This window comes from Halalkalibacter oceani, assembly GCF_040544555.1.
Taxonomy (GTDB): domain Bacteria; phylum Bacillota; class Bacilli; order Bacillales; family Bacillaceae_D; genus Halalkalibacter; species Halalkalibacter oceani.
The window spans coordinates 24,192-49,349 of record NZ_JBEPKD010000029.1; the positions used below are offsets into that span (position 1 = coordinate 24,192).

26 protein-coding genes are annotated in these 25,158 nt (G+C 47.3%); 11 read left to right on the plus strand and 15 right to left on the minus strand.

The features are described 5' to 3' along the window. Window positions 1–136 precede the first annotated feature (136 nt). The 8 genes from ABMB67_RS20455 to ABMB67_RS20490 all read right to left on the minus strand — a co-directional run bounded on the left by ABMB67_RS20455 (window position 137) and on the right by ABMB67_RS20490 (window position 11,674). Window positions 137–1,147, minus strand: a complete 1,011-nt coding sequence (locus tag ABMB67_RS20455; RefSeq protein ID WP_251223141.1) for a tripartite tricarboxylate transporter substrate binding protein — start codon at window positions 1,145–1,147, stop codon at window positions 137–139. Window positions 1,148–1,504: 357 nt separating this feature from the next. Further along, the gene (locus ABMB67_RS20460) at window positions 1,505–2,263 is read right to left on the minus strand and encodes a fumarylacetoacetate hydrolase family protein (RefSeq protein WP_354573167.1); all 759 of its coding nucleotides are present in this window, start codon (window positions 2,261–2,263) and stop codon (window positions 1,505–1,507) included. Between the two features lie 15 nt (window positions 2,264–2,278). Further along, the gene (locus ABMB67_RS20465; protein ID WP_354573168.1) at window positions 2,279–3,478 is read right to left on the minus strand and encodes an NAD(P)-dependent malic enzyme; all 1,200 of its coding nucleotides are present in this window, start codon (window positions 3,476–3,478) and stop codon (window positions 2,279–2,281) included. A gap of 39 nt (window positions 3,479–3,517) precedes the next feature. Further along, window positions 3,518–5,698: a malate synthase G gene (locus tag ABMB67_RS20470; protein WP_354573169.1), complete on the minus strand. Its 2,181-nt coding sequence runs from the start codon at window positions 5,696–5,698 to the stop codon at window positions 3,518–3,520. Then, the gene (locus ABMB67_RS20475; RefSeq protein WP_354573170.1) at window positions 5,685–7,073 is read right to left on the minus strand and encodes a (Fe-S)-binding protein; all 1,389 of its coding nucleotides are present in this window, start codon (window positions 7,071–7,073) and stop codon (window positions 5,685–5,687) included. Before ABMB67_RS20475 ends, ABMB67_RS20470 begins: the two co-directional genes overlap by 14 nt. 21 nt (window positions 7,074–7,094) lie before the next feature. Beyond that, window positions 7,095–8,531 carry an FAD-binding oxidoreductase gene (locus ABMB67_RS20480; RefSeq protein ID WP_354573171.1) on the minus strand — a complete coding sequence of 479 codons (1,437 nt, stop codon included), beginning with the start codon at window positions 8,529–8,531 and terminating at the stop codon, window positions 7,095–7,097. Between the two features lie 13 nt (window positions 8,532–8,544). Further along, window positions 8,545–10,431: a sigma 54-interacting transcriptional regulator gene (locus ABMB67_RS20485; RefSeq protein WP_354573172.1), complete on the minus strand. Its 1,887-nt coding sequence runs from the start codon at window positions 10,429–10,431 to the stop codon at window positions 8,545–8,547. 76 nt (window positions 10,432–10,507) lie between these two features. Beyond that, complete coding sequence (locus tag ABMB67_RS20490; protein WP_354573173.1) at window positions 10,508–11,674, minus strand: pyridoxal-phosphate-dependent aminotransferase family protein; 1,167 nt, start codon at window positions 11,672–11,674, stop codon at window positions 10,508–10,510. A gap of 266 nt (window positions 11,675–11,940) precedes the next feature. Between ABMB67_RS20490 and ABMB67_RS20495 the strand changes: the two genes are divergently transcribed. Together ABMB67_RS20495 and ABMB67_RS20500 are read left to right on the plus strand one after the other, a co-directional pair. After that, window positions 11,941–12,903 carry an NADPH:quinone reductase gene (locus tag ABMB67_RS20495; protein WP_354573174.1) on the plus strand — a complete coding sequence of 321 codons (963 nt, stop codon included), beginning with the start codon at window positions 11,941–11,943 and terminating at the stop codon, window positions 12,901–12,903. A gap of 145 nt (window positions 12,904–13,048) precedes the next feature. Continuing rightward, window positions 13,049–13,384 carry a hypothetical protein gene (locus ABMB67_RS20500; protein WP_251223149.1) on the plus strand — a complete coding sequence of 112 codons (336 nt, stop codon included), beginning with the start codon at window positions 13,049–13,051 and terminating at the stop codon, window positions 13,382–13,384. A gap of 328 nt (window positions 13,385–13,712) precedes the next feature. On the opposite strand, the gene ABMB67_RS20505 is transcribed toward ABMB67_RS20500, so the two are convergent. From ABMB67_RS20505 to ABMB67_RS20515, 3 genes are read right to left on the minus strand one after another with little or no spacing between them, the layout of a single operon-like run. Next, window positions 13,713–14,465 (minus strand): SDR family NAD(P)-dependent oxidoreductase, encoded by a 753-nt coding sequence (locus ABMB67_RS20505; RefSeq protein ID WP_354573175.1) that lies wholly within the window; start codon window positions 14,463–14,465, stop codon window positions 13,713–13,715. Window positions 14,466–14,476: 11 nt separating this feature from the next. Continuing rightward, a complete protein-coding gene (gene mutY / locus ABMB67_RS20510) occupies window positions 14,477–15,553 on the minus strand; it encodes an A/G-specific adenine glycosylase (protein ID WP_251223151.1) in 1,077 nt (358 codons plus the stop codon). Between the two features lie 13 nt (window positions 15,554–15,566). After that, window positions 15,567–15,875, minus strand: a complete 309-nt coding sequence (locus ABMB67_RS20515; protein WP_354573176.1) for a hypothetical protein — start codon at window positions 15,873–15,875, stop codon at window positions 15,567–15,569. Window positions 15,876–16,008: 133 nt separating this feature from the next. On the opposite strand from ABMB67_RS20515, the gene ABMB67_RS20520 reads away from it, so the two are divergent. Further along, the gene (locus ABMB67_RS20520) at window positions 16,009–16,989 is read left to right on the plus strand and encodes a metal-dependent hydrolase (protein WP_251223153.1); all 981 of its coding nucleotides are present in this window, start codon (window positions 16,009–16,011) and stop codon (window positions 16,987–16,989) included. Window positions 16,990–17,048: 59 nt separating this feature from the next. Here the strand turns inward: ABMB67_RS20520 and ABMB67_RS20525 are convergent, their stop codons facing one another. Next, the gene (locus ABMB67_RS20525; RefSeq protein ID WP_251223154.1) at window positions 17,049–17,315 is read right to left on the minus strand and encodes a YfhJ family protein; all 267 of its coding nucleotides are present in this window, start codon (window positions 17,313–17,315) and stop codon (window positions 17,049–17,051) included. 94 nt (window positions 17,316–17,409) lie between these two features. On the opposite strand from ABMB67_RS20525, the gene sspK reads away from it, so the two are divergent. Next, window positions 17,410–17,550, plus strand: a complete 141-nt coding sequence (gene sspK, locus ABMB67_RS20530; RefSeq protein ID WP_251223155.1) for a small acid-soluble spore protein K — start codon at window positions 17,410–17,412, stop codon at window positions 17,548–17,550. 27 nt (window positions 17,551–17,577) lie between these two features. Beyond that, the gene (locus tag ABMB67_RS20535) at window positions 17,578–17,730 is read left to right on the plus strand and encodes a YpzG family protein (protein WP_251194939.1); all 153 of its coding nucleotides are present in this window, start codon (window positions 17,578–17,580) and stop codon (window positions 17,728–17,730) included. Between the two features lie 98 nt (window positions 17,731–17,828). On the opposite strand, the gene ABMB67_RS20540 is transcribed toward ABMB67_RS20535, so the two are convergent. Continuing rightward, window positions 17,829–18,143, minus strand: coding sequence for a YfhH family protein (locus ABMB67_RS20540; protein ID WP_251223157.1), 315 nt, complete (start codon window positions 18,141–18,143; stop codon window positions 17,829–17,831). Between the two features lie 59 nt (window positions 18,144–18,202). Beyond that, window positions 18,203–19,015: a recombination regulator RecX gene (recX, locus tag ABMB67_RS20545; protein WP_251223158.1), complete on the minus strand. Its 813-nt coding sequence runs from the start codon at window positions 19,013–19,015 to the stop codon at window positions 18,203–18,205. Between the two features lie 85 nt (window positions 19,016–19,100). Between recX and ABMB67_RS20550 the strand changes: the two genes are divergently transcribed. The 6 genes from ABMB67_RS20550 (at window position 19,101) to ABMB67_RS20575 (ending at window position 23,748) form a co-directional block, all read left to right on the plus strand. Then, window positions 19,101–20,012: a TIGR01777 family oxidoreductase gene (locus tag ABMB67_RS20550; protein WP_251223159.1), complete on the plus strand. Its 912-nt coding sequence runs from the start codon at window positions 19,101–19,103 to the stop codon at window positions 20,010–20,012. A gap of 287 nt (window positions 20,013–20,299) precedes the next feature. Further along, the gene (locus ABMB67_RS20555; RefSeq protein ID WP_251223160.1) at window positions 20,300–20,863 is read left to right on the plus strand and encodes a GNAT family N-acetyltransferase; all 564 of its coding nucleotides are present in this window, start codon (window positions 20,300–20,302) and stop codon (window positions 20,861–20,863) included. Between the two features lie 92 nt (window positions 20,864–20,955). Then, window positions 20,956–21,090 carry a YfhE family protein gene (locus ABMB67_RS20560; RefSeq protein ID WP_251223161.1) on the plus strand — a complete coding sequence of 45 codons (135 nt, stop codon included), beginning with the start codon at window positions 20,956–20,958 and terminating at the stop codon, window positions 21,088–21,090. Window positions 21,091–21,389: 299 nt separating this feature from the next. Further along, window positions 21,390–21,923, plus strand: coding sequence for a diaminobutyrate acetyltransferase (gene ectA, locus ABMB67_RS20565; RefSeq protein ID WP_390189459.1), 534 nt, complete (start codon window positions 21,390–21,392; stop codon window positions 21,921–21,923). A 93-nt stretch (window positions 21,924–22,016) separates the two neighbouring features. Continuing rightward, window positions 22,017–23,300 (plus strand): diaminobutyrate--2-oxoglutarate transaminase, encoded by a 1,284-nt coding sequence (ectB, locus tag ABMB67_RS20570; RefSeq protein ID WP_354573177.1) that lies wholly within the window; start codon window positions 22,017–22,019, stop codon window positions 23,298–23,300. Window positions 23,301–23,358: 58 nt separating this feature from the next. Next, entirely contained in the window at window positions 23,359–23,748 is a 390-nt protein-coding gene (locus ABMB67_RS20575; protein WP_251223163.1) for an ectoine synthase, read from the plus strand. 126 nt (window positions 23,749–23,874) lie between these two features. Here ABMB67_RS20575 and ABMB67_RS20580 read toward each other — a convergent pair whose 3' ends face one another. Then, window positions 23,875–25,029, minus strand: a complete 1,155-nt coding sequence (locus ABMB67_RS20580; protein ID WP_251223164.1) for a mandelate racemase/muconate lactonizing enzyme family protein — start codon at window positions 25,027–25,029, stop codon at window positions 23,875–23,877. Between the last annotated feature and the right edge of the window lie 129 nt (window positions 25,030–25,158).

The following is a 25,158-nucleotide window of genomic DNA, read 5'->3' on the forward strand; positions in this document are numbered from 1 at the left end:
TAAAAGGCTGTTCTTTACCTTTTATCCGAGCCTCTAAGCAATGAGCGGAGCCGCCGTAAATCGTGCTAAGAAGGCGACACGACAATAGAAAAGTAAGCAGGAAAGCGGGTTTCCTGCTTCAACGACTCTGCCAATGTTATTGCAGCCCTTCCAAAATCGAACCATATGTCTCGGTCAGGTTCTCCAGCTCTTTCATAAAGTCCTCTGAATTTAACCAGCCATCGCGCAAATGCAAATAATTCGCTTCTTCGTATTCTTTATAATCAGGGCGCTCTTTTGCTTCTTCAAGCGCCTGCTCCAAAAGCTCGACAATCTCCGGCGGTGTATCGGCATGAACCATAAATCCGCGGTTTTGCCCATCTGTTACGTCAATCCCTATTTCTGTTGAAATCGGGGTATCCTCAAAGCCTTCTAATGGGGAATCCGCGAAAGCGACGAGCATGTTCAATGTTCCCTCCTGAAGATAGCCCATCGCCGGCCCAGGTTCCTCGGCAATGACATCAATATGGCCGCCTAACAAAGCTGCTGTCATTTCCCCGGCGCCTTCATAGGAAATATAATTTAATTTCGTCCCTGTCGCTTCTTCAAACTGCCTGACGACAAGTTCATCGAACCCGGCGGAGCCCGTCCCGCCAATCATAATTTCTCCCGGACTTTCCTTTGCCTGAGCAATCAGATCATCAATGTCCGCAAACCTGCCATCACTCAACGCATGAAAAGCCATCGTGTCGTGCTGGACACGACCAATTGCCTTATACGTGCTTAACTCATGAGGAGTGCTGCCAGAAGCAAGATTGATCGGATAGTTCGAAGTCATGGACCAGATCGTATAGCCATCAGCCGGTGCGCGGGCGACATGATCGGCAGCGTGGATTCCAGCCGCCCCTTCAAGGTTTACAATGTTGACCGTCGCATCGAGGATATCTTCGAGTTCCTTGGCAATCGCTCTTGCAAAATTATCGCTGCCGCCACCGGCCCCAAACCCAACAATAATTTCAATCGGCCTCTCCGGATATCCGCTGGCAGAGCCCGACCCTTCCTCCGTAGTCCCTTCTCCGGCGGCGGCTTCATCCGTCGCGCCTCCTCCACAGGCTTGCATCAGTACAACCATTGCTAATAACAGAAACGGAATTACGATTTTTTTCATTTGCACAATGATCTCCCCCATTTCTTTGGTTCGGTTCCAATAACAAAAAAGAAAGCGCTATCATTATCTTGCAGCTTCTAACATCAACCCATCTGTTCCACCCCCTCAGATCATGAATTGCGTCCCATTGATAGTTGCATGCAAAAAACGTACCAGCAAAAAAAGCTTGGAATCCTGTGTGATTTCTCTGCTTCTCACATAAAAAATGTTTCTTATTGCACCATCTTGTTCACGCTCCGTTTCATTTAGAAACGAAAAAGAGGCTAGGATAAAAGGTTGTTTTTTAACCTTTTATCCTAGCCTTTAAGCAATGAGCGGAGCCGTTGCTGCTGTATGCTGCCTCGTTATGCCTCTCCCTCACTCTGCGACAAACGTATTTCTCAGAACGCCGATTTCCTTTATTTCACACTCAATCTGATCTCCATCCCGCACAAATTCCGCTCCGAGCGGACTGCCGGTCAGGATTACATCCCCTTGCTGTAGCGTCATCACCTGCGAAAGATAAGAAATCATTTTTCTGATCGGAACAATCATCAAGCTCGTTGGACTGTTTTGCTTTTCGACTCCGTTCAGTGTCGCGGTAACATTCACGCCAAACGGATCAAGCTCCGTCTCAATGACAGGTCCAAGCGGCATAAATGTGTCAAATGCTTTGCCGATTGTCCAATGACCATTTTCATGGAAATATTGCGGCGCTGTGACGTCATTGGCCACCGTATAGCCGAAGACGTAATCAAGCACGCTATCTTCGGGGACATTTTTAGCTTCTTTGCCGATGATCACCGCCAGTTCTGATTCAAATTTTACTTCCTCAAGCGCCGGGGGTATCACGATATCTTCCCCCGGTCCGATGACAGACGAGGTCGGCTTGAAGAAAAAGACAGGAATCTCCGGCAATGTTTCAGGTAAATCATCCGTTTGGCCAACGAAGTTCGCGCCGATGCCGATAATATTTCGCGGTTCAAGTGGTGCCAGCACCTGAACATCTGAGCTCGTGACCGTATCCCCCGTCTCCTCCCACGCTCCAAAAATTGTCCCGCTAATTTTCTTAATCGTTGTGCCTTCAAGCACACCGTGATGAATCTGTCCATTTTGCTCATATCTGATAAATTTCATTGCATCCTTCCTCCCTTATATGACCGCATCACTTGTTGTAGCTCTTCTTGCGACTCCTGTTTCAATAGCCGTTTGTGCCACTGCTTCGGCCACTGCCGGAACGACGCGCGCGTCGAATACGTTCGGAATCACATAATCAGCTGTGAGGCTTTCCCGTTCAATTAAATTGGCGATCGCATATACCGCCGCTATTTTCATTTCTTCGTTGATCTCGGAAGCTCTCACACTCAATGCTCCTTTAAAAATACCCGGGAAAGCGAGCACATTGTTCACCTGATTCGGCAAATCTGACCGCCCTGTGCCGATGACAGCTGCCCCGGCCGCCTTGGCAGCATCCGGCATGATTTCCGGCTGGGGATTCGCCATCGCAAAAATAATCGGGTCTTCATTCATCGTCGAAATCATCTCGCTTGTCAGCGCTCCGGCAACTGAGACACCAATAAATACATCCGCCCCCTTGACCGCTTCTGCGAGTGAGGCAGAAATTTGCCGTTGATTCGTCTGTCCGGCAATTGATTGTTTCATTTCATTTAAACCGCTTCGACCTTGATGAATCGGTCCCTTTGAATCACAAAGAATCAGGTCATTCACTCCAATACGCAGCAGCAATTTCGTAATGGCGATGCCCGCTGCCCCCGCTCCATTGACGACTACCGTCACATCTTCCATTTCCTTGTTGACATAGTTTAAAGCATTGAGCAAGCCTGCTGCCGTAACGATTGCTGTCCCGTGCTGGTCATCATGAAAAACCGGAATGTTCATCTCTTTCTTTAGCTGCTCCTCGATAATAAAACAATTCGGCGCTGAAATATCCTCGAGATTAATGCCGCCGAATGTCGGCTCCATCGCTTTAACCGTTTGAATAATGTCGTCCGGGTCCTGCGTGTTTAAACAAATCGGAAACGCGTCAATATTGGCAAATGCTTTAAACAAAGCCGCCTTTCCTTCCATCACCGGCATCGAAGCTTCGCCTCCGATATTGCCAAGTCCAAGCACCGACGTGCCATCGGAGATAATGCCGACGAGGTTGCCCTTTATCGTATAATCATAAACCTTCTCCGGATGTTGGTGAATAGCTGTGCACGGCTCTGCGACCCCAGGAGAATAGGCTAAACTTAAGTCTTCCATACTGTTTAACTCAACTTTCAAATCAACGCTTAGTTTTCCATTCGCTTGCTTGTGCAGGGCTAATGCCTTCTCTCTGATGGTCCGCATTTCCTTCATCTCCTTATTACATGCTTTTTTTGTCAGCCGTTACGCTCTTTGCGCTGTTTTCGCTTTAAATTCAATTCTACGCTGATGCAAAATAGGCTCAGTATAACCATTCGGCTGCTCTCTTCCTCTAAAAACCAAATCTTTTGCCGCCTGGAAAGCGACGGACTCGTCAAAGTTAGCTGCCATCGGACGATAGGCCGGATCATGGCTGTTTTGTTCATCGACAACCTTCGCCATTCGTTTCAGCGTTTCCACTACTTGCTCTTCCGTGCAAATACCATGACGGAGCCAGTTCGCCATATGCTGGCTCGAAATCCTCAATGTTGCCCGGTCTTCCATCAAGCCGATATTCGTAATGTCAGGGACCTTCGAGCAGCCGACTCCCTGCTCCACCCAGCGGACGACATAGCCGAGAATGCCTTGCGCGTTATTATCAAGCTCCTGCTGAATCTCCTCCGCGCTCCAATGAGCCTCCTGCGCCACAGGCAGCTCCAGTATCGCATCTTGGTAGCGTTCGGCTTTCTGCTTCAGCTCATTTTGCACGGCTATGACATCAATCTCATGATAATGGAGAGCATGAAGGGCCGCCGCTGTCGGTGATGGCACCCAGGCTGTATTCGCCCCTGCTTCAAGCTGAGCTGATTTTTGTTCAAGCATTGCCTTCATTAAATCAGGCATCGCCCACATTCCTTTGCCGATCTGGGCTTTTCCTTGCAGCCCTGTCTCCAATCCGGTTTGCACATTTGATTTTTCGTACGCGCCAAGCCAGGTTGCCGATTTCATATCGTTTTTCCGGATCATCGGTCCCGCTTCCATCGAAGTGTGAATTTCATCCCCTGTCCGGTCAAGGAAGCCGGTATTTATAAAGACGACTCTGTCCTTCACCTCTCGAATGCACGCTTTTAAATTTAACGATGTCCGCCGTTCTTCATCCATGACGCCGATTTTCAGCGTATTCGGCATCAGCCCGAGCATCTTCTCAACGCGAGCAAATAACGTGTTGGCAAAGGCTACCTCTTTGGAGCCGTGCATTTTCGGTTTTACAATATAAATGGAGCCTTCCGACGAGTTTTGGTATATGCCATTGCCAAGCAGCGTGTGCTTCGCAATTAAGCTCGTCACGACAGCGTCAAGAATCCCCTCCGGAATTTCTTCGCCGTTTTGGTCGAGCACGGCGTTAATGGTCATCAGATGGCCGACATTGCGGACGAGCATCATCGAACGTCCGCGCAGCGTAATCTCATCTCCCGCGGCGGTCGTATACTGACGGTCAGGCTGAAGCGTACGAGTGATTTGCTTTCCTCCTTTGGCGAAGGTCGCTGAAAGATCGCCTTTCATTAACCCAAGCCAGTTGCGGTACACGAGTACTTTATCTTCCGCATCGACCGCCGCCACCGAATCCTCGCAATCCATGATCGTTGTAATCGCCGCTTCGACGACGATATCCTTCACGCCGGCTTTGTCTGTTTTTCCGATAGGATGTGTCCGGTCAATTTGAATCTCAATATGGAGGCCGTTGTTTTTCAGCAAAATCGAGCTTGGCGCATCCGGCGCTCCCTGATAGCCGACAAACTTTTCTTCATTAGCTAAGATGGCAGATTGACCATTCTCAAGAGCAATCGTAAGTTGGCCATTGATCAGCCGATAGTCTGTCACCTCATGATGAGAGCCGTTTTCCAAAGGAAATGTCTTATCAAGAAAATCTTTCGAAAAGGAAATAACCTTTTCGCCACGGACGGGATTGTATCCCTTCCCACGCTCTGCCCCGTCCTCTTCGGAAATCGCATCAGTGCCGTAAAGGGCATCATATAAGCTTCCCCAGCGGGCATTGGCGGCATTGATTGCATAGCGGGCGTTATTAACCGGAACAACGAGCTGCGGACCCGCCTGGCTAGAAAATTCGACATCAACCTGATCGGTCGTAATTTGGAAATCCTCCGGCTCAGGCTCCAAGTAGCCAATTTCTGTCAGGAAGGATTTATACTGCGCAAATTCAAATGCTCCACCATTTTTCCGATACCAGTCGTCAATTTTCTGCTGGAGGGCATCACGCTCGGCAAGCAGTGCTTTGTTTTCCGGTGCAAACTCCTTAACCAATGCTTCAAAATCAGTCCAAAATTGCTGCTGCTCCACACCGCTGTCCGGCAGTGCTTCTGTGTTAATAAACTGGTACAGCTCTGAAGCGACTTGAAAACTTCCAACCTTCTCATAGTTTTGCACGAATATCTCCTCCTTGTATCTCAATGATTTTGCTGTTTTCCTCCTGATCTCCTTCAGCTCTTTCAATCGACTCTACTAAATAATCGACAACATGCTTTGCTTCGATTTGTTCCTCCATTCCCTCTTTATGGATGCCAAGCTTCATTTGCAAAAAGCAGCCGGGATTAGCTGTGAGAAGTACCGCCGAATCTGTTTGCTGCACATGCTTCATCTTTTTATCAAGGATGTCATTGGCCAGCTTCGGCTGCAACAGGTTGTAAATTCCCGCCGAGCCGCAGCACAGCTTTTTATCGGCCAGCTCAACATATTCGGTCTCCGGCACTTTTTTGACAAGCTTTGCCGGCGCATCCTTCACCTTCATCACATATTGCAAATGACAGGACGGCTGATAGGTGACCCGCTCTCCTCTTCCGACGGTCTCCGGCATCTCCCCTTTCTCATAAATCAGTTCACTAATGTCACGAATTTTTGCCGAAAAAGCTTTCGCCCGCGGCAGCCACTCGGGATCATCTCTAAACAAATCAACATATTCCTTTAATGCAGCGCCACAGCCTCCTGCATTTGAAATAATATAATCAACTTCCGCTTCTTCAAACGCTTCGATATTCAGCTTGGCAAGCTCTATCGTTTTGTCGACTTTGCCACTGTGATGATGAAGAGCCCCACAGCATTTCTGCAATGTCGGTGTGACAACGTCAAAGCCGGTTTTCGCCAGCAGCTTGATCGAATTTTCATTTGTCTTTCTGAACATTACATCCATAATACAGCCCTGAAAAAAAGCGACACGAGCTTTGGCCGGTGCATCGGTATTCGCACGGGCGGTAAATTCCGGATGCGGCTTTCGCTTACGAGGCGCTTCCACAGCCGGAGTAATGCGCTCCATGAGCCGGAGCTGTTCCGGAAAGAGCTTCATAATGCCAAGCCCGCGGGTGACCGTTTGCAGCCCGCTTTTTTGATAGAACCATAGCAAATGGCCGACTTGATTCAGGCGCTTCTGGTTCGGCAGGATTTTATCAAAGAAGAAATCTTTAAAGGTCCGCACCGGATAGGACGGCTTCTCCAGATCGGTTGCGACGGCAGTGCTGCTCTCGACTGCAGCAGCGACTTTCTCTTTCGCCAGCATAACAATGTCCGGCACCTGCACATCAATCGGACAGGCATCAACGCAGGCTGAGCAAAGAAGACAGCGATCCAGCTGCTGCTTAATCTCCTGATTGACCGGAATCTCGCCTTCAATCAGGCTCCGCGCCATCAGCACCCGTCCCCTCGGACCATCCGCTTCCCTCCCCGTAATATCGAGCGTCGGACAAACACCGCGGCATGCGCCGCAACGCACGCACGTATGCATTGACTCTTCCGCTGTTAGCGTTTTCATTTCCTCACCTCCAAAGGGTTCTTAATTCGGCAACGCCATTTTTCCCGGATTTAAAATATTGTTCGGATCGAGCGTTTTCTTAATCGCCCGCATTACATCCATTGCCGCGCCGTGCTCCAGATCCATATATTTCGCCCGGACAAGCCCGACTCCATGCTCAGCCGTCGTCGTTCCTTCCATCTCAATCGCCAGCTCGTGAATATCATCGATCATTTTTTGCACATTTGTCATTTCCAGCTCATTATTGCGGTTAATGACCGGGCCGGTATGCATATTGCCATCGCCGACATGACCGTAAATCCCGCACACTATTCCGTATTTCTCGGCAATGTTATGAATCGCCCGCAACGTTTCCGGCAAACGCGAAATCGGTACGCAAATATCCTCTCCTCCATATACTCTGAAACCACCTGGCTTCAGCAAACCGACGGAGGCGCCAACGAGCTTTCTCGCCTGCCAAAGCTGCTCGCATTCATCCGGCTCATCGCTGAATCGAAGGAAATTCGTATAAGGCTCTACCACTTTCTTTAAGCGGTTGACTTGAGAGGTGACTTCTTCCTTCGCCCCATCAACCTCAAATACGAGCACGGCCTCACAATCAAGCGGCAAATCGATTTCGGGCTTCATCATTTTCACAGCCTTCGTACAGTTGAAATCCATAATTTCAATCGCTGATGGTTGAAGTCCTGACGAGAAGACAGCGTTGACCGCTTCACCGGCCTGCTCAAGCTGCTCGAACGAGCATAAAACGATCCCGCGCGTCACCGGAAGAGGCAGAAGCTTAAGCCGTAAACGGGTCATTATGCCAAGTGTTCCTTCAGAACCGATTAATAGGTGAGCGAGGTCATAGCCGGAAACCGATTTTAACGCCTTTGATTTCGCTCCCCCTGTTACGATCACTTCGCCGGTTGGAAGAACAACCTCCATGCCGAGTACATAATGCCGTGTCACGCCGTATTTCACCGCGCGCAGCCCGCTCGAATTGTTTGCGACCATGCCGCCGATCGTACACATATTGGCGCTTCCCGGATCAGGCGGAAACCGCAGTCCATATGGCTTCAACGCTTCATTCAAATCATTTTGCACCACACCTGGCTCGATGATCGCCTGCATATTTTTGTAGTCGATTTCTACAATACGGTTCATCTTAGACAGATCGATCATGATGCCGCCTTTCGTCGACACAGCTCCCCCTGTTTGCCCAGTGGCGGCCCCGCGGGGATAGACCGGGATCTGATATTCATTTGCCAGCTTGACGCATTCGCTTACTTCCTCGGTTGAGAGAGCGATCACCGCCACTTCCGGTTCCCGCGGATGAAGCTGCGTTTCAAATGAAGCATCATATGAGTAAGTGATCATATCAGTTTTCCCTGTCATGACACGATCGGCGCCGAAGATTTCCTTCAGGCGGGTAATCACTTTGTCGTCCAACAAGGAAGATATCATTGTATCCTTCATAGGCCATTCTCCTTTATTTATTATTGATTTTGCGCCATAACGTCGTCCGGCCAATGCCAAGTATTTTCGCCGCTTCCGTCTTATTTCCATTCACCTGCTTCAGCACCTGGAGAATATAATCGCGTTCAAAATTTTGCAGCTTCCCCTGATCTTGTGCCTCTCCTTTTTCCGCTGCGATATAGTCAGCAAAATCTTTTCCGCCGGCGACTTTTACCGTTTCTGCGCTGATCGTGCTCTCCGGCGAGAGAATCATCGAGCGCTCGACGACATTGCGCAGCTGTCTGATGTTTCCAGGCCATTGGTAGCGCTGCAAGAGCGTCAACGCTTCCTGATCGAAGCCTTTGATCTCCCGCTGGATGCTTGGCGTAAGCTCGGCGATGAAATAATCACATAATAGTGGAATGTCGTCGGCCCGCTCCCGCAGCGCAGGAATGATAATGTCGAGAATATTAAGGCGGTAATAGAGATCAGCACGGAATTTGGCTTCTTCCATCATTTTGGCGAAGTCGCGGTTGCTCGCCGCAATCACCCGAATATCAATCGGAATGACGCGCTCATCGCCAAGCCGCATGACCTCTCCTTCCTGAAGAACGCGAAGCAGCTGTGCCTGCAACGATTCATCCAGTTCACCAATTTCATCAAGAAAAATCGTGCCGCGATGGGCAAGCTCGAACAGCCCTGTCTTCCCGCCTTTTCTCGCTCCGGTAAAAGCGCCGTCGACATAGCCGAACAGCTCACTTTCCAGCAAATTGGCCGGGATCGCGGCGCAGTTAACAGCGACGAATGGACCGTCCGAACGCTTGCTGTAGGCGTGGAGCAAGTGGGCGAACACTTCCTTTCCCACTCCTGTTTCACCGGTCAATAGCACTGTGGAGTCGACTTGTGAGTAACGTCTCACCTTTTCCAGCGCTTCTAAAAAAACAGGGCTTTTGCCGACGATATTCTCAAAGCGGTATTTCGTCACATGACCGCGATGAAGCAGCTTTTTCCGGATTTCCTGCTCCTGGCGCTGCAGCACCTGAAGCTCCTGAAAGGTGCAAACCGCGCCGAACACGCTATTTTCATGCCTGATCGGAATCTGATTCGTAATAATCTTAACGCCGTTTTCCTCCTGAATCCGGTTCAACTCTTCTTTTCCGGTGGCGATGACCTTTTTAATACGCGAGTTTGAAAACACCTCTTCAATCGGCCTTCCAATCAGGCGATCATACGGAATATTTAGAATGTTGCTGACAGGAGGATTGCAGACGGTGATAATTCCTTTATCATCAACAGCGATGACTCCTTCCGCGATAAAATCAAGAATCGCTTTCAGCTGCTTTGTCCGCGAGATTTCCGCCCGTCTTACGTCGATTAAGCTTTTCGCTTCGTTGATTGCCTGAATGACTGATTCAACACCGGATGAAAGCATGACCGTTTTAACATCAGTCTCTTTCACCTCGTTGACGTAAATGTTTTTGCCGATCAATACATCAATCTTACGCTCAAGCAATTCCGCGACGCCCGCTTTGACTTCCTCCAATGTATTTACCTGAACTTTTTCGATTTTCCGTCCAAGAGAGGCCTCGATGCTTTCCACTCCTTGCAATACTTCAGCCGTATCGGCAATGCCGACCTTCATTCCGTATTTAAACGCTTTCATGATCGTCCGCAGCAAATCATAACCTGTAATCGGAATTTGCACGACCGGAATCGTAATATCGGAACCGCTGATCGTCGAGCCTACTGTGCCGCGGCTAATAATGATCTCAGCTCCGGCCTGTTCGCATTGTTTCGCGATGTGAACCGCTTCTGCAAGAGAAACTTTTTTGATCGGGATTTGTTCTCCCGTTTTCTCACAGGCTTCCTGAGCAACTTCTACCAATTCGTTTATTGGAGCTAAAATAACGATTTCAGACATGTCGTCCACCCCTTGCGACTTGATAGTTCTATCATAGCACGCAATGAAACGAGCAAGTTTGAATTTTGGAATTTTATTAACAATTTGGATTTTCAAGCCATTGCTTTTGCGCGGCTGCGACCCCGGCCCCGAGTTCAACGTCATGGCCGGACTGTCTCAATCCCAATTCAATTGCGGCGAACATTTTCAAAATATCGGCTGCATCTGTATAGCCCATATGACCAAGCCGCACTATTTTGTTTTTTACTTTTCCAAGTCCGCCCCCCAGCGCAATATGAAAGGTTTCACGCATCAGCTTGCGAAACTCGTCTGCTTCCTCCAGCTTTACCGCGGTTAGCGTCGGACTGGCTGCTTCGTCGGCGACTAATAATTCAACCCCTAATGCGCGGACCCCCGCCCGTGTCATGTCGCGCAGGGCGGCGTGACGCTTGAATTCCTGTTCCATTCCTCCCCCTCGTTCGATCATATTGCATGCTTCAAGCAAGCCGCTTACGAGAGCGATATTAGGAGTGTAAGGCGTGCCCACTCCGGCATCGAGGCTTTTGCGATAGGCAGATAAATCAAAGTAGAAGGATGGACAGTCCTGCTGGTCAATTACATTCCAGCCCTTTTCACTGACCGTAATCAAAGCCAGACCAGGCGGTAGCATTAACGCTTTTTGCCCACCTGTCGCGACGATGTCAATCCCCCATTCATCCATATATAAGGGGGCACCGACAATCGAGCTGACCGCATCAACTAAAAATAAAGCGTCGGTCTCTTTTACGATGGCGGCAATCTCTTTGATTGGATTAAGCGCGGAGGTCGACGTTTCACAATGAGTGGCGAAAACTGCCTTCGCTTCCGGATGCTCCTTCAGCGCCTTGCGGACATCTTCAGGGTCAATGACCTCACCCCATTCCGCCTCGATCCGCACGACGTTACAGCCGATATGGTTTGTGATCTTCTGCAAATACTCCCCAAAGTAGCCAATCACACAGAGGATGATCGTATCGTTCTTCCCGACCGTGTTGACAATCGCCGCCTCAAGCGCCGACGCTCCACTTGATGTTAACGGAATAACTAAATTTTCCGTTTGAAAAATCATTTTCGCTTTTTGAATTGTCTGTTGCAGCACTTCCTGAAACTGAGGGTTCCGATAATCCATCATCGGACTGTCGAAGCTTTGCAGCATGGCGCGCTGAATTTCTTTCGGCACTTGAACCGGACCAGGCAAACGCAAATCCATTTTTTCTGAAAACATTTGAGCTCTCTCCTTCAATTGCAGAATCATTTCACGTTATTAGTATGCAATGACCGTGCCAACTTGAAATCCCCATTAAAACGCTGACTAGCAACACCGGAAAGTGTTTCTTGTTTCGTTTTGAAACAAAATTCCGTTCCAAATTGAAACGATAACCAGTTGTAAAGGAAACCTTAACTTTTTAAAGCAAGATTATATGTTTTTTCGAAACATTCGTATAAAATGAAAATTGAAAGCGTTTAGTTTATTGAAAAGGAGCGATAGTCATGAAAGCAATCGTATACGAACAATATGGAGATCCTTCTGTCTTAAAGGTAGCAGAAGTCGAAAAGCCGGTTATTCAGGCAAATGAAGTTCTTATTGCGGTAAAAGCGAGTGGAGTAAACCCAGTTGATACATATTTCCGGAAAGGGATTCGCCCTGTCGACAGTTTCCCTCATATTCCTCATTTTGACCTGGCGGGAGAAGTTGTCGAAATCGGTTCCTCTGTCACCGGAGTCGCTGTTGGCGACCGCGTCTGGGCGACGGGAGCTAAAGGCTCATCGGCGGAATTTGCCGCTGTATCACATGAGCTCGTCTTCCCGCTTCCTGAGAATACTACCTTCACGGACGGGGCCGCGCTGGCAATGCCGTTCATGACCGCCCATCTTTCGCTTTATTATCGTGGAGACTTGCAACCGAACCAGTCGGTTCTCATCTTTGGCGCAGCGGGAGCCGTCGGCCATGCAGCCGTTCAGCTTGCGAAACAGTCAGGTGCTCATGTTATTGCCACAGCTGGCGATGACGAAAAAGCGAAACTCGCCAAGGAAGCGGGCGCCGATAATGTGATTATGTACAAGGAGGAGGATCTTGTAGAGCGCGCGAAAGAGCTGACGGAGCAAAAAGGCGTCGATCTGATTCTTGATATGTCATTAAGTGAAAATATCGAAAAGGATTTAGAGATGATTGCCACCGGCGGGCGGATCGTGACAATTGGTTCTCCGGTTGACAACACTCCGACCTTGCCTTGGCGGATGCTGAACGCAAAAAATGCTTCCCTGCAAGGAATTCTTTTATTAACTGCACCAATTGAAGAAATGAAACGGGCCGGGCAGGAGATTGCTGAAAAGTTCGCGGCGGGCACCTTACAGGCGCATGTCGGCAAATTGCTCCCATTCTCGGAACCGGCCACTGCTCACGAGCTTGTGGAACAAAAGAAAATTAATGGACGAATCATCCTCTCTCACTGATGAGGGTGCAAACGGAAAAAGGCTGCCCCGGACTTTGCTCAAGCGAGTCAGGGACAGCCTTTTCTTTCATCGCCAATCAGCTCCCCGGCGTTCGGGTATCTTTGTCAAAACTGGACATGCTAAGGCTAGAAAGGGGAGTAGGCTCATGGAAAAACAATTATATTATGTGAATTTAAATCCGATCAGTATGGATACGATCAGCCCGACCCGTGTCGATGACGGACAACTGATTGAATATGAAATTGAAGCGACGCCTGCTGAAAAGAAAGCGCTGGAAGATCTGCTGCACCAGGTTCAGGCCCATGATGTTGAACTTGGGAACCTCTTTTCCTTCCGGCATTTTGATGATGAAACAGGCGACGCCGATAAAAACGAATTCCAGCGCGGACTAAATGATGTCTTTGAAGAGCTGTACCGCCTCGGCACCGCTGAAACAAAGCAAAAAATAAGCGAAATCCACCTGATTAATGATGATCAATAAAGAAGTGTCCCAAAAATTCTTTGGGACACTTCTTTTATGCAATGAACGGAGGCGCTACATGTCTTTAAAAGCTTAGAGAGGAGAAGCTGCTGAAAAAGTACGATTTTCACTTTTTCAACAGCTTTTTCGTAATGAGCGTAGCCGTTGCCTGATTTTGAAAGCCTTGCTACGAGTGGGTTTCTCGAAGCAACGCGCGGAGCCATTACTCTTCTTCGAGTTACGGAAAAAGAGGTTTTTCAGTGGCTTCACTCACCATAAGCCCGTTGTGAGGAAGCTGTTAAAAGAGAGCGTGGCGGTTCCGCTCACTGCTTCGAGCTTAAGAAAAGCTTTAAAAAGCTTTTGATTGTCCGCCGTCGACGTTGAGCGTCGCCCCGACAATCCAGCTTGCTCTGTCCGAGGCTAAAAACGTCACTACGTCGGCAATTTCTTCCGGTGTGCCAAACCGCCGGGCTGGAATTTGATCATTAATAAAGCGGTTGATTTTCTCAGGGTTTTCTTCGAGTCTTTTTTGCCAGTTTCCGCTTGGATGGAGAATGGAGCCTGGCGCTACGCCGTTAACCCGGACTCCATCGGCAATTGCTTCGTCAGCTAAAGCCTTTGTGAAACTGATTAAAGCTGCTTTCGCATTATTGTAAGTCGTCTTTCCTCCGGATTCCCTGCCGAAAATCGAGGTAATATTAACAATGCAGCCGGAGCGCCTTTCTTTCATATAAGGCAGGACGAGCTTGCTTAAGGCAACCGCCGAAAAATAATTCAGCTCCATCGCTTCATAGAACAAGGCGACATCCGTATTAGCGACCGTCGTCCCGTTGCTTCCGCCGGCATTATTGATCAGAATATCAATTCGTCCCCATTGTTTGATGACTTCGTCAATCATCTGTCGTCGGTCCTCTTCCTTCGTCACATCACCCTCAATCGCGAAAACATCAAGCTCCTTGCGCGCTTGTTCAAGCGCTTCTTTTCCACGCCCGACGATCGCCACTTCAGCGCCTTCCGCTTTAAAAGCGGCCGCGATGGCCCGTCCGATTCCTTTTGAACCGCCTGTTACAAGAACGACCTTGTCAGCCAGATAAAGCTCCATCTCGTTTCCTCCTAAATTGAATGCTGAATGATTTTCTGATGGGAAACCGGGAATGCGAATTGCTCAATTTCCTGTTTTGATACCCATCTCCTACTTTCGCTTTCTCCAATTGGACGACCTTTCACCCTCGCTTCATATACTGTAATTTGCCAGATCAAATGAGAAAACACATGCTCGACTGTCTGCACCGGCTTGCTCAGCGCTTCCACCTGGAACTGCTCCTCTGCCCAGGCGGCCAGCTCCTCCTTCTGAGTGGCCACGCCGGCCGTTTCGATATTCGGAAACTGCCACAGCCGTGCCAGAAGCCCTTCGGCGGGTCGCTTTTCAATCAGCACTTCGCCCTCCTCATTGCGCACAATCAGCGCCGCCATCAGCTTCGGTAACGGCTTTTTCTTTTTTGACTTAATCGGCAATCCTTCCTGGACACCCGCCTCGTAAGCCCGGCAATGCGGACGTACGGGGCATAACAGACAGCCAGGGGAACGAGGCGTGCAAATCAATGCGCCCAGCTCCATCAACCCTTGATTAAAGGCTGACGGGTCCTCTTTGGAAATCAGCTCATATAATACCTGTTCAAACCGTTTTCTCGCTGCCGGCTTCGCGATGTCTTCCTCAATCAGCAAAATCCGCGAAAGCACCCTCATCACATTTCCATCAACGGCCGGTTCCGGTTTGCCGTAAGCAATGCTTAAAATCGCTCCCGCCGTATAAGGGCCTACCCCTTTTAAAGAGGAGATTTCTTCTTTTGTATCGGGCACCTTTCCGCCATATTGTTCGACGACTTCCTTCACCGCGCTTTGCAAATTGCGCACGCGGGAATAATAGCCTAGCCCTTCCCACGCTTTCAAAATGTCCTCTTCATCCGCCGCCGCTAAATCCTCCGCGGTAGGGAAGCGCCGCATAAACGCTTCATAATACGGAATAACCGTCTCGACTCTCGTTTGCTGGAGCATGATCTCCGATACCCACACTCTGTAGGCGTCCTTTGACTCCCGCCACGGCAATATCCGTTGATTTTCATAAAACCAGTTGACCAAACTCTCTCTAAATGACTCAGTTGCAAAATCTTGCAGCAGTTCGTTCTCCACTCTTTTCCTCCTCTTATTCTTTCCGTTGAAACGCCCAGCAATGAATGTTTTCCGCTCCACCTTCAATATAGGGCGCGATCTTCCGAAAGAGCGAATGCTCCTCTGATCTCCGCAATTTTTTTAATACATGATAATGCGATAATGTCGGCACTGCAAACATTTCCACATAAAGATGAGGCTGATCCTCGGCCACAAACCACTCGATCTGACTTGCGCCGTATTCGGGCAGCACCTGAATAATTTCCTTCATCGCCTCTTCATATCGCCCAATTTGCGCCTCTTTCACCTTATATTCCATAAAAATTTGTAAAGGTTTTGTCATATTTTTATAACTCCTCTTTTAGCCGTTGCTTAACCGGGTATAAATACATTATAGTATAAGAAAACTAATTTCCGGCTGTTCTTTATCGGCTGACATTGATTTTGCTTTCATGTTAACAAGGAGGTCTGCAAACTTGGATACTGGAACACATGTTGTCATGGGCCTCTCTCTTGGCGGCTTAGCGACTCTCGACCCTACAATCGCAAATGATCCATTGCTGCCTACTTCGATTATGATTGCGACGATCATCGGTTCTCAGGCGCCTGATTTCGATACGGTGTTAAAGCTGCGTAACAACGCGGTCTACATTCGAAATCACCGCGGGATTACTCATTCCCTGCCTGCTCTTTTTATCTGGCCCCTGCTTATTACAGCAGGCATTGTCGCATTTACTCCTGAAACTAACTGGCAGCTCGTGCTGCTTTGGTCCTTTATTGCCGTTGTGCTCCATGTCTTTGTGGATATTTTCAACTCTTACGGTACACAGGCGCTCAGACCTATTTCAAATAAATGGATTGCGCTCGGTGTCATTAACATCTTTGACCCGTTTATCTTTTTTAGTCACTTGGCAGCTTTTGCGCTCTGGGCATTCGGCGCTGCAGCCGGACCGACCTTTTTCATTCTTTATCTTCTCCTTGTGCTTTACTACAGCTGGCGAATATTCGAAAAGAAGAAAGTCGACAAACATGCGAAAAGGCTGCATCCAGATGCAACCCATGTTTTTGTCTCTCCTTCGATTCGCTGGAACCAGTGGCACCTTGTCATTCGGACACCGGAGCTGTTATATGTCGCTGAATCACGCAATAACAAAATTGAGTACTTTGAGAAATACTCATTTGATCCGATTCCAGATATTCCGGTTATTTCTGCGGCCAGGCGTGATCCAAATTTAGCAGCCTTTCTCTCCTTTTCCCCGACTTATCGCTGGGAAGTTGAGGAGAAAGGTGAGTTAACCGAAGTCCGCTTCGTTGACTTACGCTACCGTAGTAAAGGACATTACCCCTTTGTCGCCATTGTTCAGCTGACAAAGGATTTGGAAATTGTCAGCTCCTACACAGGCTGGGTATTCAGCGAGGAGACTTTGCAAAAAAAATTAAATGTTGTAACTGAATAGCCTGTTAAGTTTCGGGTGTACGTCAAAAGGAAAAACAACCCTTTAAAGGCGTACACCCTTTACTGTTTTAGCTCGTCTTCTTTGTTAAGATGAGCGAATTTTTTATCGCGGGGCTGATAACGATGCAAATGAGGACCGTACTGGTTAATCCACTTGCTGACAATCTGCGCGGTCACTTCAGGGCCTTTATAGCTCCAGCCTCCTTTAGCCCGCGTCGCTTCAAAATCTTCCCATAGGCTTTCTACCCACGTACGCGCCTGTCCCGTGGAAAGCTCCTGATTGACTGATAATAACTGTTCTGTTAACTTGCGGAACTGATCCTCCACCGGTTCTTCCTCCTTTGACAATCTTTATACAACATAGTGCGGAACCTGTTTACTTATACTACAGTTGAGCACTTCACAAGGGGGGCTGACAAAAATGCGAAACAAAGCGAAGGGCTTTCCGAATCATAAATCATTTGCAGGACAATCACCAAATCATAATGAACATCAGTCGCTTCGTGCAGACGGCACGATCAACACCCACCCGCGCGACCGTATGCGCAAAGGCGGGAAATAAGCTTATCTGATGACGGAGGTGCCAGCTATGGGTAAGGAGAAACAATTCGTTCGCTATAAAGATCCCTTCGACTCCCCTCGTGCCAATCCAAAGCATGCCGCAGATCAGGTGAATGGGGAAACACAAATGACTCAGCATGAGATTGTGCTCAAAAACAACGTAAGAAAACGTCAAAGATAGCAAATACGTCAGTGTGCAAAGTCTGCGTCCAGTTTTAAATTCCTATACCGAACGTTTTATTCGGTATAGGATTTGCGCAGACGAAACCGCTGTTTTTTTTATTTCTCCTTCGCCAACAGGGAAATCGGAACGGCTTCAAGCTCTGTCCCGTCATTGCGGTATCCCCAGGCAAAGTGGCCATTTAAATAGGATATTTGAAAGCTCGATTCTCCATCGGTCAGGAGATATGTTTTCCCCGGTTGAAAATCATTCGGATCAAGCAAATACGCTTTTGCCATCAGCATTCTTCTCTCATGAACAGCAAATTCATTCATCATCCCTAATTGCTCTGCTTTTTTTGCCTTTTCATTTAAAGCGGCGATTTCCTGCTTTAATTCAAATTCTGACATTTCACTGAAGCGTTTCGTATCCATCTCGTCATTCCTCTCTGTACGATCATTATAAGACAACCACAAACCTGTGACAAAATAAGCTACTTTAGCTCCTGTTCCGTTAAAAACCGCTCGATGATTTCAAGTGAAAATCCTTTGCGGTATAAGGCCTGTTTGATTCTCTGTTGCCGTTCCCATCCCTCATATTTCGTATATTTCCGTAAAAGCTTCTCCCCTTGATACATAATCGCATCCCATTCCTCATCCGCGCTGTTTGTAAGCTCGACCTGCTGGAAGGCCGCCGTAATCACCTCATGGGTAAAGCCTTTGCTCATCAATTGATTTGCCAATTTAGTCCGCCACGCCTGTTCGGACAGCTTCGGACTGCGCGATTGCTGCTTTTGCAGCCAGGCTGCAATCCGCTCCTGCTGTTCGCCAGGGGGAAATTCCATCAGCGCCTCGTCAACAACATCAGCCTTCACACCCTTTTGCAGCAGCTCCTGCTTTAATTTAAAAGGCCCTCTCAGCAGACTGTTTTTTTTCGAACGGATGTAGGCACGGGCAAACTCCCCGTCATTCAACAGCTGTTGTTCAAGTAAATTGGCAATAACCGCTTCAATATCGCTTGCTTTCTTTTCTTTTTTCTGCAAATAATCGCGCACCTCGGCAATCGAACGCATCCGGTACGATAAATAATGGAGAGCGAGATGATACGCCTTTTTCATTTCATCTTCTTCAAGCAGCCGGATCAGTTCCTCTTCCTGAATCTCTAATCCTTTTCGCAAATGGTACTTAATAAGGACATCCTCGTCCACACTGCAGGCATACTCTTCTCCTGATCCACGATCAAGATAAAGGTTGTAACGGGCCTTATTTCGCTTTTGTGCCGTAATTTTTGTGATGATCGCCGCCATGGGAGCACCTCCCTGTTCTATAATAAGCATAACACTGTCTACTCTTAGCGTTGAAAGGGTAGAGAATAATCAGGAGGGATGCACGATGAAAATTGCGATAGCCGGGGGCTCGGGCTTTATTGGTACAAAGCTGTCCGAGCATTTCGTCAAGCAAGGTCATACTGTTTACATTTTAACAAGAAACGCGGGCAATAAGCCATCGAAAAGCGGAATTACCTTTGTGGAATGGCTCAATGAAACGGCGAGGCCGGAACAACTGCTGGAAGGAATTGATGCCTTTGTCAATTTAGCTGGAGAATCAATAGGCGCGGGGCGCTGGACCGCCAAAAGAAAACAGCGCATTTTACAGAGCAGGATCGAGTCTACCCGGGCGGTCATTGATCTGTTTAACGCATTGGATAAGAAACCGGAAGTACTGATTAACGCTTCTGCGATCGGCTATTACGGCCATTCGGAGACAGCCGTTTTCAAGGAAGATTCCGCCCCTGTCGACTCGGACTTTCTATCCGATGTTGTCCAGCGCTGGGAAAATGAAGCCGGCAGCGCGCGCTCTCTCGGTATCCGGGTTGTCTATTGCCGTTTAGGTATCGTCCTCGACAAGGAGGAAGGTGCGCTGCAAAGAATGCTGCTTCCTTATCAATTATTTGCCGGAGGGACTCTAGGGTCGGGCAACCAGTGGGTAAGCTGGATTCATATTCGCGATGTCATCGGCATGATTGACTTTGCCCTTACAAATCAGGAGGTGGAAGGGCCGCTCAACCTGACCGCTCCCGCGCCGCTGCAAATGAAGGAGTTCGGCAAAACAATCGCTGCTGTTCTTCAACGTCCCCATTGGCTTCCGGCCCCTGCTTTTGCCTTAAAAGCCTTGCTTGGAGAGATGAGCACGCTCGTTTTAGACGGACAACAGGTTCTGCCTGAGAAGGCGAAAAGACACGGCTACGAGTATCATTTCCCGCACGCAAAGCAGGCTTTAGAAGATCTGTTAAAAAATCACTAAAAAAGAGAAAATTTTTCACAAAAAATTAATAAAAAAGTGTATCTTTTTTTAAGAAAAACCATTAATATATAGAAGTATTCAAGAGCATACAAGCGAATATCAGCCTTATTCAATGATTCAACATCAATAAACACGTTTAATCTTAATATTTAAACATATATAGAGTTATTTGAACATTTGTAAGGTTTTTGGTCACCGCCAGTCTGCAAGTTGAATTTGATTCGTTTCATCGTTAAATTCGGGGGTGTGCCAATGTTCTGCCCCCATGTCCAAAGGGGGTTTTTTTGATGACTTTAAAGAAACGAGACGTCGCTGATTGTCATGTTATGTATGACCTGTTAATAGATCCGGCTGTATTTCCTTTCGTTCGGCAAAAAGTGTCTTCCTATGATGAATTCGTCTTTCTGACAAAACAGACAATCGAAGCAGAAGAACGCGGCGAACTCATCTCCCGGACAATTGTTGATGAATGGGGCGCACCTATCGGGGCCATCACGTTATACGATATTGAAAACGGCAGCGGATTCCTCGGTACTTGGATCGGAAAGCCTTATTTTGGGAAGGGCTATAACAAATTGGCGAAGGAAGCTTTTTTTAGTGAACTATTTTTCAGCGGTGATATTCAAACCGTTTTCATGCGGATTCGTAAAGAAAACATCCGCTCAACAATGGCTGCACAAAAGCTGCCTTATTGTTCACTAGCGAATGAACTGCGTCCCGACCTTTACCGGATGATTAACCAATCAGGCGATCATTATCATCTTTTTCAAATTGAAAAAGACCAGTACCATCTTTATATGATGAGAACGGCACAGCCTACACTTGACGAGCTCGGGGCAAAAGAGGCGTAGGAAAAGTATAGGACCGTGGCAAAAGCTTGAAGTATATCCCATTTGAGATTGCATAACCTATAAACAGCTTATAAGGAAATGTGGTGATACAGATGGAGAGTAAGAAAAAACAGGTCAAAGAAGAATATTCCACCTTGAAAAAGGCTCAGGAAGTGAATTACGCTTCAGAATTCCACGCTGCTGATGAGGCAATGAAGCAGGAAAAAGTGAGAAAGCAAGAAAGATGAATAAGCTTGTCGAAAGCGCACGAGTAAAACATTCGGGCGCTTTTTTTTCTGTCTTCTTTTTAATAAAACCGGCGAACCCCTTATCAATATTGACCTTTCGCCAAAAATCAATTTTCGCTTTTTTTCAATTTGTTAGAAATGTTAACCATTTAGCAGTATTTACAGCGATGACTGCCCTTAGTCTCTCTAATCAGACCTAAGAGTGTCTTAAGCCGATTAATCCGTAATAAGCTAAGTTGCGATCTTTTCTCCATCCCCGTATGATAAAAATGTGAAAAAAATTGGACGTAAGGAGGGCAATCACTATTAAAAATCAACTAACATCTGCAACAGCAACAGTCGAAAAAATTCATTTCGATAAACCTACTGTTGAAGATGGCGCTGCAATGTGGGAATTGGTCAATCAATCGACTTTAGATCAGAATTCTGCTTATAAATACATCATGATGTGTGAATTTTTCGCCGATACATGTGTAGTCGCAAAAGAGGGTGATACTCTCGTCGGCTTTATTACAGCTTTTATTCCTCCAGAACGACAGGATGCTGTTTTCGTTTGGCAAATTGGAGTAGATGCTTCGCAACGCGGCAAGGGGCTTGCTTCCAAAATGCTGCAAGAACTTGTCGAGCGCCAGAAAAAGGCGATTTCGTACGTGGAAGCGACGATCACTCCTTCTAATGAAGCATCCCAGGCTCTTTTCCGCCGCTTAGCGCGAACCTATCAAACGAATTGCGAAGTGACCGAATGTTTCTCTGAAGATCTGTTTCCAGGTAATCATCACGAAAAAGAATTAGCTTTTCGAATAGGTCCAATTGAAAAAAATCTCAAAAAATAGGTTTACTTGATTGATAAGCGGGGAATAAAGTAGTTGTTCAAATACGTTACCCAGTATAGGTATTAATGTATGAATAAGGAGGAAAACATAAACATGACGAAAACAGATATGAAGGTTTTTGAAGAGCTTGAATCCGAGGTACGTAGTTATTGCCGCAGCTTTCCAACTGTTTTTACGAAAGCAAAAGGTTATAAAATGTGGGATGAAGCCGGAAAAGAATATATTGACTTCTTCTCAGGTGCCGGCGCGCTGAACTATGGTCATAATGATCCATATATGAAGGAGAAATTAGTCGAATATATTCTCAGCGACGGTGTTACCCATTCACTTGATATGGCTACAGCACCGAAAGCTGAATTTCTTGAAACCTTCAATAATGTTATTTTAAAGCCGCGAAACATGGAATATAAAATTATGTTTCCCGGCCCAACCGGAACGAACACAGTAGAAAGCGCATTGAAGCTTGCCCGGAAAGCGACCGGACGTACGGATATTATCAGCTTCACGAATGGCTTTCACGGGATGACGATCGGGTCTCTCTCAGTGACGGGAAATTCATTTAAACGAAAAGGAGCCGGCGTCCCGTTACAGCATGTCGTAACAATGCCTTATGATAACTTCGTCTCCGACAGTCTCGATGACCTGGAGTACCTTGAGCGTTTCCTTGAGGACCGGGGCAGCGGTGTAGCGATTCCAGCCGCGATGATTCTTGAGACCGTTCAAGGCGAAGGTGGAATAAATGCCGCCCGCTTCGAGTGGCTGCAACGGATTGAAGCGATTTGCAAACGTTGGGATATTCTGCTTATTGTAGATGATGTGCAAGCCGGCGTCGGCCGTACAGGTACATTCTTCAGCTTCGAGCAGGCTGGAATTAAGCCAGATATTATTTGTCTGTCGAAGTCCATCGGCGGGTACGGTACACCGCTTGCGATCACCTTGATCCGCCCTGATTTGGATATTTGGGATCCCGGCGAGCATAACGGAACATTCCGTGGTAACAACCACGCCTTCGTTACCGCCACTGCGGCATTATCATACTGGAAAGATGACACATTGGAAAGAAATGTTCAGGAAAAAGCCAAGGTCATCAAAGCGACGTTGCAAAAGCTCGTCGATATGTATCCGGAAATGAAAGGCGAGGTTCGCGGCAGAGGCTTCATGGCCGGCGTCGCTTCGGAAATTGAAGGATTCGCTTCCAAAGTGACAGCCGAAGCATTCCAGCGCGGCTTGATTATGGAAACATCGGGACCTGAGGATGAAGTCTTTAAGCTCTTCCCGCCGATTAACATTGATGATGAAGGCCTCGAAAAAGGCGTGCACATCCTTGAGGAAAGCGTCAAATCCGTCGTTGGAGCGAAGGAGCTTGTCGGTTCATAAACAAAATGCTATACACCACACTAAAATACGAAACAGACATTGATGGAGGTTATCATAGATGAAAGTAGTTGCCCTAAAAGACATTATTGGAACAGATCAGGAAGTAAAGGCAGACAACTGGACGAGTCGCCGCCTGCTTTTAAAGAAAGACGGGATGGGTTATTCTGTCCACGATACAATCATTAAAGCAGGTACAGAAACCCATATTTGGTACCAGAATCACCTTGAAGCCGTTTATTGCATTGAAGGGGAAGGAGAAGTCGTCACATTAAAGGACAATAAAGTATGGCCGATCAAGAAAGATGAAATTTATGCCCTTGATCAGCACGATGAGCACCTTCTCCGCGCCAAAACAGACATGCGCATGGTATGCGTATTCAATCCGCCGATTACCGGCGCGGAAACACACGATGAAAACGGCGTGTATCCAGCTGATACGGATCAGTAATACTAGCCTCACTAACTGTTGAGAGCTCGGCTTAAAGGGAGAAGCAACCCTTTTGCCGAGCTCTTTTTTATTCATGCGTCAGAGGAGAGTAAGTAGAATGACCAGGGGTGCCCCTTAGCTCAACTGCTACCGAAAGACACGAACGCTGTATTTCTCAATCACATCACGATTGATTTCAATCCCTAATCCAGGCTTTTCAGGTATTTTCACCATTCCATCCTCCATTTGAATCGCATGGAAAATTAAATCTTCGCGGAATGGATGAGACGATTGATCATATTCCAAATAAGGTTCCAATGGATTTAAAGATAACGGTGCCGGGGGAAGCGAAGCAATATATTGTAAGGATGCGGCCAGCCCTATCCCGGAGCCCCATACATGAGGGATAAGCATCGTATTATAGGCTTGAGCCATTGCCGCTATTTTTTTGCATTCAGTAAAACCTCCGGAAGAACAAAGATCCGGCTGCAAAATATCGAGTGCTCCTCCACTAATCCAATGCCGATATCCGATTTTCCCGAAGATGTTTTCTCCAGCAGCAACAAAAGTCTTTGTTACATTTCGTAATTGTTTATATCCTTCTAAATCCTCTGGAGGTAAAGGTTCTTCGAAAAAGAAAATATTGTCGCGTTCACTTTCCAGTAAAATTTTTCTGGCAAGAGAAGCATTGTACGCTCCATTGGCATCAAGCATAATTTTCGGTTTATCGCCAACAGCTTTGCGGATTTCATGAATATATTCAAGATCTGCTTCTGCTCCAAAACCGATTTTCAGTTTGAACGCTTGAAATCCTTTTGCTAAATGCTCTTTCGCCTCTTTAATCCCGGATTCAATATCATCCTGGTTCTCTTTTCGATAAAAGCCAGTGGCGTAAGGCGTAATTGCTTTCCGAAACATCCCTCCAATTAATTTGCTTACTGGCTTGTTTACACTTTTCCCGATCACATCCCATATTGCAATGTCCACGCCACTTATCGCATTTACCGCAGCTCCACTCTGGCCATACGGCCTTGAAAGATTATACATTTCTTCCCATATTACTTCCACGTCAAATGGATCTTTTCCTAAAAGCAGAGGCTTAAAGCAATACTTAATAAACGACGCTGCAATTTCCGGTGGCTGAAGCCCGTGGCAAAGAGACTCTCCCCAACCCGTTACTCCTTGATCTGTAACAATTTCTACGAGAACTGTGCTGCGCTGATGCACCCAGCCTTGTGAGAAAGCAAATGGTTCCTCCAAAGGAGAAATTAATACGTGAGGGATGACATCAATAATTTTCATTTTTTCCACTCCTTTTTCTATCTACTATTTTTACTTGAATCAATTTCATAAAGCCTAGTTCACGATTGTTAGACGACCCCCATTTCGCTTTTAGTGTTTTTAAAAAATTAATTACGCGGCTTGACTAGT

Bases quoted from the DNA above. Each gene is read 5' to 3' on its own strand.
- ABMB67_RS20550 (WP_251223159.1), top strand. From the start codon at position 19,101: ATGAAAATTGCGATAGCCGGGGGCTCGGGCTTTATTGGTACAAAGCTG.
- ABMB67_RS20465 (WP_354573168.1), bottom strand. From the start codon at position 3,478: ATGCGGACCATCAGAGAGAAGGCATTAGCCCTGCACAAGCAAGCGAAT.
- ABMB67_RS20505 (WP_354573175.1), bottom strand. From the start codon at position 14,465: ATGGAGCTTTATCTGGCTGACAAGGTCGTTCTTGTAACAGGCGGTTCA.
- ABMB67_RS20495 (WP_354573174.1), top strand. From the start codon at position 11,941: ATGAAAGCAATCGTATACGAACAATATGGAGATCCTTCTGTCTTAAAG.
- ABMB67_RS20560 (WP_251223161.1), top strand. From the start codon at position 20,956: ATGGAGAGTAAGAAAAAACAGGTCAAAGAAGAATATTCCACCTTGAAA.
- ABMB67_RS20455 (WP_251223141.1), bottom strand. From the start codon at position 1,147: ATGAAAAAAATCGTAATTCCGTTTCTGTTATTAGCAATGGTTGTACTG.
- ABMB67_RS20535 (WP_251194939.1), top strand. From the start codon at position 17,578: ATGGGTAAGGAGAAACAATTCGTTCGCTATAAAGATCCCTTCGACTCC.
- sspK (WP_251223155.1), top strand. From the start codon at position 17,410: ATGCGAAACAAAGCGAAGGGCTTTCCGAATCATAAATCATTTGCAGGA.
- ABMB67_RS20460 (WP_354573167.1), bottom strand. From the start codon at position 2,263: ATGAAATTTATCAGATATGAGCAAAATGGACAGATTCATCACGGTGTG.
- ABMB67_RS20475 (WP_354573170.1), bottom strand. From the start codon at position 7,073: ATGAAAACGCTAACAGCGGAAGAGTCAATGCATACGTGCGTGCGTTGC.
- ABMB67_RS20515 (WP_354573176.1), bottom strand. From the start codon at position 15,875: ATGACAAAACCTTTACAAATTTTTATGGAATATAAGGTGAAAGAGGCG.
- ABMB67_RS20485 (WP_354573172.1), bottom strand. From the start codon at position 10,431: ATGTCTGAAATCGTTATTTTAGCTCCAATAAACGAATTGGTAGAAGTT.
- recX (WP_251223158.1), bottom strand. From the start codon at position 19,015: ATGGCGGCGATCATCACAAAAATTACGGCACAAAAGCGAAATAAGGCC.
- ectB (WP_354573177.1), top strand. From the start codon at position 22,017: ATGACGAAAACAGATATGAAGGTTTTTGAAGAGCTTGAATCCGAGGTA.
- ABMB67_RS20480 (WP_354573171.1), bottom strand. From the start codon at position 8,531: ATGAAGGATACAATGATATCTTCCTTGTTGGACGACAAAGTGATTACC.
- ABMB67_RS20580 (WP_251223164.1), bottom strand. From the start codon at position 25,029: ATGAAAATTATTGATGTCATCCCTCACGTATTAATTTCTCCTTTGGAG.
- ABMB67_RS20500 (WP_251223149.1), top strand. From the start codon at position 13,049: ATGGAAAAACAATTATATTATGTGAATTTAAATCCGATCAGTATGGAT.
- ABMB67_RS20555 (WP_251223160.1), top strand. From the start codon at position 20,300: ATGACTTTAAAGAAACGAGACGTCGCTGATTGTCATGTTATGTATGAC.
- ABMB67_RS20540 (WP_251223157.1), bottom strand. From the start codon at position 18,143: ATGGATACGAAACGCTTCAGTGAAATGTCAGAATTTGAATTAAAGCAG.
- ABMB67_RS20490 (WP_354573173.1), bottom strand. From the start codon at position 11,674: ATGTTTTCAGAAAAAATGGATTTGCGTTTGCCTGGTCCGGTTCAAGTG.
- ABMB67_RS20575 (WP_251223163.1), top strand. From the start codon at position 23,359: ATGAAAGTAGTTGCCCTAAAAGACATTATTGGAACAGATCAGGAAGTA.